This is a genomic window from Thiocystis minor (assembly GCF_016653465.1).
GTDB classification, from domain to species: Bacteria; Pseudomonadota; Gammaproteobacteria; order Chromatiales; family Chromatiaceae; genus Chromatium; species Chromatium minus.
Map to the genome: position 1 here is coordinate 1 of NZ_NHSQ01000102.1, position 8793 is coordinate 8793.

At 59.5% G+C, this 8793-nt stretch carries 9 protein-coding genes and 1 pseudogene; 6 read left to right on the plus strand and 4 right to left on the minus strand.

Annotated features, from left to right (window positions below):
• Positions 1–211: pseudogene (locus CCR95_RS25390) on the minus strand (hypothetical protein); the annotation flags it as partial.
• A 155-nt stretch (positions 212–366) separates the two neighbouring features.
• Between CCR95_RS25390 and CCR95_RS14605 the strand changes: the two are divergent.
• Together CCR95_RS14605 and CCR95_RS14610 are read left to right on the plus strand one after the other, a co-directional pair.
• Positions 367–1167, plus strand: coding sequence for a lysozyme family protein (locus tag CCR95_RS14605; RefSeq protein WP_201095718.1), 801 nt, complete (start codon positions 367–369; stop codon positions 1165–1167).
• Positions 1167–2555, plus strand: a complete 1389-nt coding sequence (locus CCR95_RS14610) for an ATP-binding protein (RefSeq protein ID WP_201095720.1) — start codon at positions 1167–1169, stop codon at positions 2553–2555. Before CCR95_RS14605 ends, CCR95_RS14610 begins: the two co-directional genes overlap by 1 nt.
• Before the next feature lie 183 nt (positions 2556–2738).
• Here the strand turns inward: CCR95_RS14610 and CCR95_RS14615 are convergent, their stop codons facing one another.
• Entirely contained in the window at positions 2739–3785 is a 1047-nt protein-coding gene (locus CCR95_RS14615; RefSeq protein WP_201095722.1) for a ParB/RepB/Spo0J family partition protein, read from the minus strand.
• Between the two features lie 9 nt (positions 3786–3794).
• Positions 3795–4889, minus strand: a complete 1095-nt coding sequence (locus CCR95_RS14620) for an AAA family ATPase (RefSeq protein ID WP_201095724.1) — start codon at positions 4887–4889, stop codon at positions 3795–3797.
• A gap of 324 nt (positions 4890–5213) precedes the next feature.
• Between CCR95_RS14620 and trfA the strand changes: the two genes are divergently transcribed.
• Positions 5214–6149: a plasmid replication initiator TrfA gene (gene trfA, locus CCR95_RS14625; RefSeq protein ID WP_201095726.1), complete on the plus strand. Its 936-nt coding sequence runs from the start codon at positions 5214–5216 to the stop codon at positions 6147–6149.
• 328 nt (positions 6150–6477) lie between these two features.
• Here the strand turns inward: trfA and CCR95_RS14630 are convergent, their stop codons facing one another.
• On the minus strand, positions 6478–7062 hold the full coding sequence (locus tag CCR95_RS14630) for an RNA-guided endonuclease InsQ/TnpB family protein (RefSeq protein WP_242523264.1): 585 nt from the start codon (positions 7060–7062) through the stop codon (positions 6478–6480).
• On the opposite strand from CCR95_RS14630, the gene CCR95_RS26390 reads away from it, so the two are divergent.
• From CCR95_RS26390 to CCR95_RS14645, 3 genes are all read left to right on the plus strand, one after another.
• A complete protein-coding gene (locus CCR95_RS26390) occupies positions 7061–7249 on the plus strand; it encodes a hypothetical protein (protein WP_420825660.1) in 189 nt (62 codons plus the stop codon). The two genes, CCR95_RS14630 and CCR95_RS26390, sit on opposite strands and share 2 nt — an antisense overlap.
• Before the next feature lie 510 nt (positions 7250–7759).
• Entirely contained in the window at positions 7760–8026 is a 267-nt protein-coding gene (locus CCR95_RS14640; RefSeq protein ID WP_476718526.1) for a nucleotidyltransferase family protein, read from the plus strand.
• Positions 8023–8394: a HepT-like ribonuclease domain-containing protein gene (locus tag CCR95_RS14645; protein ID WP_201095732.1), complete on the plus strand. Its 372-nt coding sequence runs from the start codon at positions 8023–8025 to the stop codon at positions 8392–8394. Before CCR95_RS14640 ends, CCR95_RS14645 begins: the two co-directional genes overlap by 4 nt.
• Positions 8395–8793 lie beyond the last annotated feature (399 nt).

Sequence of the window (8793 nt, forward strand, 5' to 3'; positions counted from 1 at the left end):
GGTCGCTGACCAGCCGGCGCACGTATTCGCTATGCACACGCACCTGGCGGTCGAACACCGGACGGCTGTGGCGGTAGGGTTTGGCACGGCGACCGCCCTCGGGACGGCGCTCGGCCAAGGCGCGTTCCCGTTTCGAGACGCGCGCCGGGGGCGTTGGCACGGTCGGAACCGGAACCAAGTCAGTGGTGATTTCAGTCGTGTGATTGAACATGACGAACGTTGGCGCTCCATCGAAAAGGCGTTGTCGATCGGTTGAAACGTCGCGCTTGACGGACGTTTGCGGTCATCGTGCCGAGGCGCCGGCGCGCTCGCAATGTCCTACGGTGAACCCGTTTCCGTTGCGCGTTGTCACGCAAACGGTCGGCGATGGCGCAACCGTTTCCGCCGCTTGGTCACGACGCGCGCGGCTACACTCAGGCGCTGTTGCCTTTCCAGGAATCCGTCATGCCGAACCGCGTTCGTTTCTCCCTGGCCCTGCTCGGTCTCTTCCTCGCCACACCGACGCTCAGTCAGGCCCAACCCGCGCTCCGCGTGATCGGTGCCGCGAGCATGAATCCCCTGCCGTTCCCCGCGCCGCCCGCACCAAAACCGGAACCTGACGCCTCCCGACCCCTGACGCACCGCACGATCGTCGCCACGCCCGCCGACTCCGCGCCGCCGCACACGCGGCCAGCGCTGCCCGTCAGCGCCGCCGGTTTCCTGCGCGGCACGCTGTGGGAGACGGTCGCCGCCCGCGTCGGACTCGATCCGGCGTTGCTCTATGGCGTGGCGTTACAGGAAACCCGCCATGGCACGGGTGCCCAAGCGTCCGCGCCCTGGCCCTTCACCCTGCGCGGTCCCGACGGGCCGCAATTCCATGCCACCAAAGCGGCCGCCGCCCAGGCGCTGCGTCAACTCACCGCTCGCCATCGTCCGCTCGCCATCGATGTCGGCCTGATGCAGGTCAATCTGCGCTGGCACGGCGACACCGTGGCCGATCCCGCCGATCTGCTCGATGCGCGGACCAATTTGATCGTGGCCGCCGACATCCTCGCGAAAGCGATCGCTTCGGCCCCCGGCGATCTGGAACTGGGTGTGGGGCACTATCATCACTGGCACGACGAGGCGCGCGCCCGCGCTTACGGACGCCGCGTCCTCCAGATGGCCGAGGCGCTGTCGGCGCTCTGATGCGCGAGCGGTTTCCGCCGGAACCGACCACGGGGTTCTGTCTGGGGACCGGGCTGTTCCAGACCGAGCGGCGCTTCTATTGGGAGCCGGAGACCGAGTCCAACGCCCACGCGATCGTCTGGGGAGCCTCCGGGTCGGGGAAAAGTTATCTGCTGCGCCGGATGATCCGGTATCTGCACCACAGCGGAAAAATCGTGATGGTGATCGACGTGCACGGGGATCTGGCCGTCGCGGGCGAGAACGCCCTGGTGTTCGGCGGTCCCCGTCCGACCTTCGGCCTGAATCCGTTTGAGTTCGACCCACACCATCGCGCGGGTCCGGGCGGACAGATCGACAGTCTGCTGGCAACCTTTCGCAAAATCGATCTGGCCGCGATGGGGCCGGTGCAGGAACTGGTGCTGCGTCAACTCATCGCCGATCTGTATCGCATGGCCGGAATCGTCGCCGATCAACCGGAGACCTGGACGCGGACACCGCCGACGATGGCCGATCTTCGGGAACTGCTGGAGGCGATCCAGGCCGCCGTCACATCCGGCTTGGGGGCCTTTGCGCAGACTTTGCAAACAAAGGGCCAGCGACTCGAACAGTGGCGCGCCGACGCCTTGGCGCTGGCGACCGCGCCCGGCGGACAGGCGGAACAAGCCGCCTTGCAGGGCAAGATCACGGTGGCCAAGCGCGAACTGGTTCAGGCGTTCACGGTCTATGTGGATCGTCGTGACGGACCCGAAGCCGCTGGCGACACCGGCGACACGCTCGACATCGGGCAGGCGCGCCTGACGCTCGCACCGTATCGGCGTAAAGCGGTCACACGGGCGCTGGACTCCATCGGCATGTACGTCGCCGCGCTCGATAACCACGGGATCTTTCATCCCGTCTCCCCGCCGGTCACCGCCGGGGTCAACCGCTTCGATCTCTCGGGCCTCTCGGATCAGGCGCGCGCGTTCCTCACCGACACGCTGCTGGAGCGGCTGTTTCGTAAGTTGCGCGCGCGGGGCGAATACCAACCGAGTGCGCGCGGGGCGCGCGTCGATACGTTTGTGCTGGTCGACGAAGCGCAACTGGTCATCCCCACGCGCACCAAGGAACGCGACGATCCGACGCAGATTCTCAATCGGCTGGTCAGCGAGGCGCGGAAATTTGGCGCGGGACTGATCCTGGTATCGCAGAGTCCGAACGTGTTTCCACGGGCGGTCCTGGCGAATGTCGCCCGCAAGATTGGACTGCGCACCCAGGCCATCGACATTCCGGCAGCGCGCCGGGCGCTCGGCCTCGCCGACGAACAGTTGTTTCGTCAGGCGCAGCAGCCACGGGTGGCGATGTACTCCACGCGCGAAGGCGGGTTCGAGCCGGTGACGCTCGGGTCGGAGCCGGACGAGGGAGAATCTTGAAGGCGACGGCGGTTTTTTGACAGGAAAGGCGTGGAATGCGCATGTCAAGATCGGAGCAAATCGCGCTGACCGCGCAACAACGTTTAGCGCTGTTGCTATTGCGGATTTGAGTGCGTGGGTAGATGTAAAAAAATATTTATATACAATAGATTAAAAGTCAAATTGCCACATGGCAATTGGCCTTCAAAAATGGTCCTGAATCGCTTGCGCAACCAGCGCCAAGGCTTCCTCTACATCTCGAACGGATGATGTCGTTAGATCAATGCGCAAGTCTCGCCTGCCCTTGCGCAGCACGCTGACCGCTGACACACCCTTCGACCCGACGTAGGAACCGATGCGCTTGCCGTCCCCCTTCGGGGTGAGTTTGCCCGCCAGCTCCAGCGCAGCGACGACTGCTTTCGCGGATTTTTTGCTTCCAGCCGCGATTTCATTCGCCTTCGTGATGATCCGCGCCCGGGCAGCCGGTTCATCCAAGTAAACTTTCAATCGTCGCCCGTGATTCACGAGAATCTCGCTGGTGGCGGGAAACGCAGCTACAACCTCGGGTGGTAGATCGGCGAGGTCCAGCAGGCGCACCAACCACGTTGCCGATTGCCCCAACCGCGCCGCCAATGCCTCCTGCGTGAGCACTTCGGTCGCGCGTCCGGACGCCACCCCTTCCGCCGAATAAATCTCCTTCAACGCTTTGCGGTATTTCCATGCCCTCTCCCAGTCAGACAAGTCGGTACGGCTGCGGTTTTCAACATCCGACACCAGAAACGCCTCCCCATCGTCTGGGTTTCCGATCTCTGCCTCGAACTGCCACCCCATGTGTCTGCACACCCACCAGCGGCGCACGCCGACCAGCACTTCATAGTGGAAGCCCTGCGGGTCGTCACGTAACGGTCGTACTAGACCCGGAGTAATTTGCCGCCCGGCTTCCTTGAAGCCATTCAGAAGGTCCGCGCAGGATTCCTCGTTCAGCCCACAGATGTCCCTGTCATGGAATTGCCACGGGCGGCACTGGTTCGGGTCGATCCGGACATTGTCCGGGTTGTAATGCACGATCGCCTTCTGACTGCTGAAAGCATCGTCAAGGACGGCCATCCGTTGCCGGAGCCCCCTTGCCTTAGATGAAAGTTCACCTGAATCCGGCTGCATCTGTGGGGTTGCAGCGCCATCATCCAGATGTGCCGCTTTCGCGGTCAAATTCGCCAAAAAACTGTTCGTCTTACCGGATCTGTTGCGCATGATGGCCCCTTACAGAATTCCTTCGGATCGAAGTGATTCCATGTGGCTTGGCCAGCAGCGCCGGATGAGCCGAAAAATCTCCTCGTTCGCGTTATTGAAACTCGCGATCCCCCGTTTGAGCGTCTGCCTCGGAATGTCCTCGGGGCCTGCCTCATACAATGACCGCCCCTTCATGCCTGCTCGGTCCAGTCCAGCGGTTTTCTTGACCGCAACCGGCAAGACAAAGGATCCAAGATGCTCCGGGATCAGCTCAGTCATCGCCGATTGAACTTCGCTGGACTCGTCCAGCCGGGTGATCAGGATCCGCAAAAACTTATACTCGGTATGTCCTAGCATCTCCGTAATCGATTCAAGAACCTGATGTGCCATGTTCAGGTACGAAATGGTTGAGAACAGATCATAGGCGCCAACAGGCATCGTGATCAGCAGAGCGTCAGCGGCCCGCATCACGCTCAGGGAGATCATCCCCAACGCTGGCGGCGGATCGATGATAACCACGTCGAAATCGTCCCTGAGTCCGGCGATGCCGCTCCTCATCCGGTTGAGGACACGGTTGTCCTCGGTGATTGCCCGCGCGATGGCGTACTCCGCGCCATACAGGTCCAAAGAGGCCGGAATCAGCGATAACCCACTCCATTTCGTCGGTCTCACGGCATACCGTAGATCCTTCTCGCTGCCCACCAGGAATGGGTACATCGTCGCTTCCAGTTCGATTTCATCATCAGGGATGTAACCAAAGGTCTGAGTCGCACTCCCCTGGGAGTCGGCATCCACCAACAGCACGCGAAGCCCCTGGATCGCAAGGTACTGCGCCAAGTGCACTGCGGTTGTGGTCTTGGATGAGCCGCCCTTGAAGTTCGAGACGGCGAGACAAACCGGCTCGTCCCCGGCCTGTCGGCACAGCCTGGTTCCAAAATATTCACGGGCCACGTTGATTTCATCCAGCGTGAAGCCGAGTCGCCGTTTGTTGTCGCCAAGTTCAGGGGTAGGAATCTTGCCGCTTGTTTCAGCGTCCCGGATTGCTGTCGGCGACCGCCCGATCAGTTCGGATGCCTCCTTCAAGCCAAACCGGATCGGGGGCGATTCCTGCGGACGCTCATCCATGGCGGTTTGGTGAATCAGTCGTCGGAGTCGCTCCGCCCGCTCCACCAACTGCGCGAGCTGATCAAGTGTCACACCCCTCATTGACATGACTTTTACCTTTTATCAAGTTACCAGTCTGTTGCCTGTTGTGGCACATCAGTCCGTGTTTTGCCAAACTGACATCTGAAAAACCGAAAACAGTCTTTTTCGCCGCCAAGCGAAAACTGTGTCTTTTTTTTCCAGTTTATACAAAAAATTGACAGTTAGCCTATCGTTGTTTACTCTAATTTTGCAAAATACCCGTATCTCATTGATGAGATAGAAAAGTTTATCCCACTGGCTACTATGTCAAACGAAAGCCTTGAAGATCGTTTGCAGCGACTATCCACCACGGCTGTGGCGCAGTCGGCGGCAAAGAAGCGAGCAGAACTGGCCGTGCTTCTGGCCGCCGGCCAATTGGCGTTTTGGCCAGAAAGCGACCGAGGTATCCCGAACGAACTCGTGCGCTGTGCGATATTCTCCGCCAAGAATCGTCGAGAGCCACGAAAGGTCTACAGAGCGAACGCACCGCTGGTGGTTCCCATTATTGGCGGCGGGGAGGTGATCTACATTGGCGAAGAGCTGCGGCAGGACGATGAGACGGTTTGGATGCAGTTGGTGCATCTATCCAAAGAAAGCTGCTCGGAGTGGGTATCCTTCAGCCCATATAGCTTTTTGAAAGCCATCCGCTGGCCCATTAAGGGCGACAGTTACACCCGCCTTTTATCGTCGATCCGACGGCTGGCCACAAGCGGTATCGAGGTTTACAGCCAGCGCTTCGACAAGGGCGTGAGCACCAAACTCGTCGTCAAGTACGAGTATGCCAAGAACACTGAGGCGCAATGGAGAGTTCAGGTTTTTGACAAGGATGATCATCTGCTATTTCTGTTCGACAAGCTCTATAGTCGCATCGATTGGGATATGCGCCTGGCGCTTCCAGACGGCGTGGCGACGTGGTTGCATAGTTTTTTTTCGTCTCATCGGGAACCATTCGATCACAAGATCATTACGCTTGCGGCGGGGGCTGGATTGGCCACGGATGTGCCCGACAGCGACCAGACTGAGCAAGCGCAACTGGACTCAAAACGCAAAGAGCGGTTGCGCGAAACCAAAAAAACGATTCGCCGTGCGCTCGTGGCGCTTATGGGCGTCGGATTTTTGGAGAGTTTCGAGATCACTCGCAACGGGCTCGTGCGCGTCGTGCGCGTCGTGCGCGCAAAGCGACGGAAAGCAGTGGACTGAGCTTCACGCAGTGGCAGAGGAGGGCGATCCTGCACCGCGACCAGCCCTGTATTGACCTTTGGCCCCCGCGCCGGTTCATCGTCGGCATCTTTTACCTCCTAAGCCTCACATGATCAACCACTTAGCTTTCGGAAAAACCTTTGTTGATTTGACATCCTCCTCGCCCTAAAGAGACGAGGATTCCCAGGCGACGGAACCTGGCCGGACAGCCCTCGCGGCCTGCCTTTCCTGCTTCAGTGCGGGGTGACTCGTCGACCGGCGTTCGCCGTTCCGCTGCTACGGCCCGCTCCACAGGCTTAAAGTCCCGGAAGTCCTCCGGTATTTAAACTCACTCGTGGACCCGCAAGGCCGCCGCGCCCTGGAGGATCGCTTTGCCGGCGGCCAGGATGTTCTTGGCCGCATTCTCGTCGCGGTCATGCACCGCCCCGCAGTCCGGACAGGTCCAGCGGCGCGTCGCCAGCGTCAAGCGCTGGCGGACATGCCCGCAACCCGAGCAGCGTTTGCTCGACGGATACCAACGGTCGATCTTGACCGTCGTGCGACCGGCCCACTGCGCCTTGTACTCGATCTGGCGACGGATCTCGCCGAAACCCACATCGAGTACCGAACGGTTCAGCCTGGCTTTCTGTTTCACGTTCTTGCCGGGTGTCTCCACCGTCCCCTTGGTGCTGGCGGTCATGCCCTGCACGTAGAGGTCTTCCATCGCGATCACTTGGTTCTCGCGCACGATGGCGGTGGTGGTCTGGTGCTGCCAGTCCCGGCGCACGTTGGCGATGCGGTCGCTCACGCGCTCGACTTTCCGAAAGGCTTTGCGCACGCTGTTGTTCGCGCCCGGATTGATGCGCAGATTAAGAAGGAATTCAACAAAGTGAAACCGCAACCGTAGATGGGTACTCGACCAGCAGATACACATGGTCGTCCACGCCATCCATCTCAACCAGCACCGCCGCAAAGCCAGCGCAGACCGCCAAGCAGATCGCGCACGCAAGTATTTGGTAACGAAAAAAGAGGAAACTGGCAACAGACCAGGTGAAGGTCTGCTATTGACCTTTGACCACCGCCAATACGCAGTGATGATGGTCAGCATCGTTGACTTTTGAACCCCGAACTATTGACCTTTGACACCCGCAAATGCGGAGTGAGGATCGGCATCGTTGACTTTTGAATCCCGGACCCTTGACCTATGAACCCCGATATTATTGACTTTTGACCCCCGAAACCCTTGACCTTTGGACCCCGCCGGAGTTTTATAACCATTTGATTTAAATTATTTTATAATACTTAACGCTGGCCTATAACTTTCTTTTAATCTTTTATCATAACCAAGTCTTAACCCATCGCGTTACACACATCTTTGTAAGTCGCTGAAATACAAACAACACAAACCGGAGCGTGTTATATAAAAATCAGCAAGTTACAGACTTTTGTGTAATGGTATGGTCTTAACCCTGTTTGGCCAACACGATACCCCGGTCGGTCTGCCGGACCAGCTCGGAAAGCTGGTGAACCACGCGGCGATAGTCCATCGCCGAGAAGGGGGCCAGATTGACTATCGTCTCAACGGGTTTCGATAAGAGAGGATACCCATGCGACCGTCCGTTGCGCTTGATATGAAACGAAAGGCCGTGCGAGAAGTGGCAAGGTGTTTTCGAACGGCGAATCCGCGCGTCTTTGGCTCGGCACTGTTCGGCACGGACCGCGATGGCAGCGACCTCGATCTGCTGGTCGATGCGTTACCCGGCACGACGCTATTCGACTTGGGCGGTCTGCAAGACGAGCTGCAGGAGTTGCTCGGTGTCCAGGTCGATCTGCTCACCCCGGCCGATCTGCCAGCGAAATTTCGCGACAAGGTCCTCACCGAGGCACAGCCGGTATGACCGACGAGAATCGTCTGCCCGACTACCTTGAGCACATCCGGCAAGCCGCGTTCGATGCGTGCAGCTTCATAGGAGGACTGGACAAGGAGGAGTTTTTCGCCGACAAACGCACACAACAGGCCGTCATCATGAGCCTCGTCATCATTGGCGAGGCCGCCACGAAGGTGATGGAAGGCTATACCGAGTTCACCCAAGCGCACCAAGAAGTGCCCTGGCGCAGCATGCGGGGCATGCGCAACCGCATCGCCCACGGCTACTTCGACATCAACCTCGACATCGTATGGGACACCGTGCACATGGCTAAGTGTAGCGGCCTGCAAACATCCGCGGCCCGACCTGCAAACATCGCAATTTTCGACCCGAATTAACTGCAAATATCGGGGGTCCAGGACCCGGATTATTTGCAAATGAGCCGACATTAACTGCAAACAGCCTGCAAACATCCGCGCCGGCCCAGATTATCTGCAAACGACGCCCGCGCCTTTCTTGACCAACGGGTTGGCGCTGATCGGCCGCCGTCGCTGGAGGATCAGTCGCCGCCGCACGGTCATCCAGGATCCAGGTGAAACCGTCTGGCCGCCGGCGCGGCGGGCGGGCGCAGTCCTGCCGCCCCTGCATTGAGCCGCACTCGCCGGTCACTATCGGTTCGGCAAAACGAGGGTTTTTCCGGACCGTCAGCAGACCGCCAGTGCCACCCGACTGCACCGCCTGAAACCCCGGTCTCACGGTCCGGATAACCGGTTGTGGAAATCTGCGACCGCTTTTCC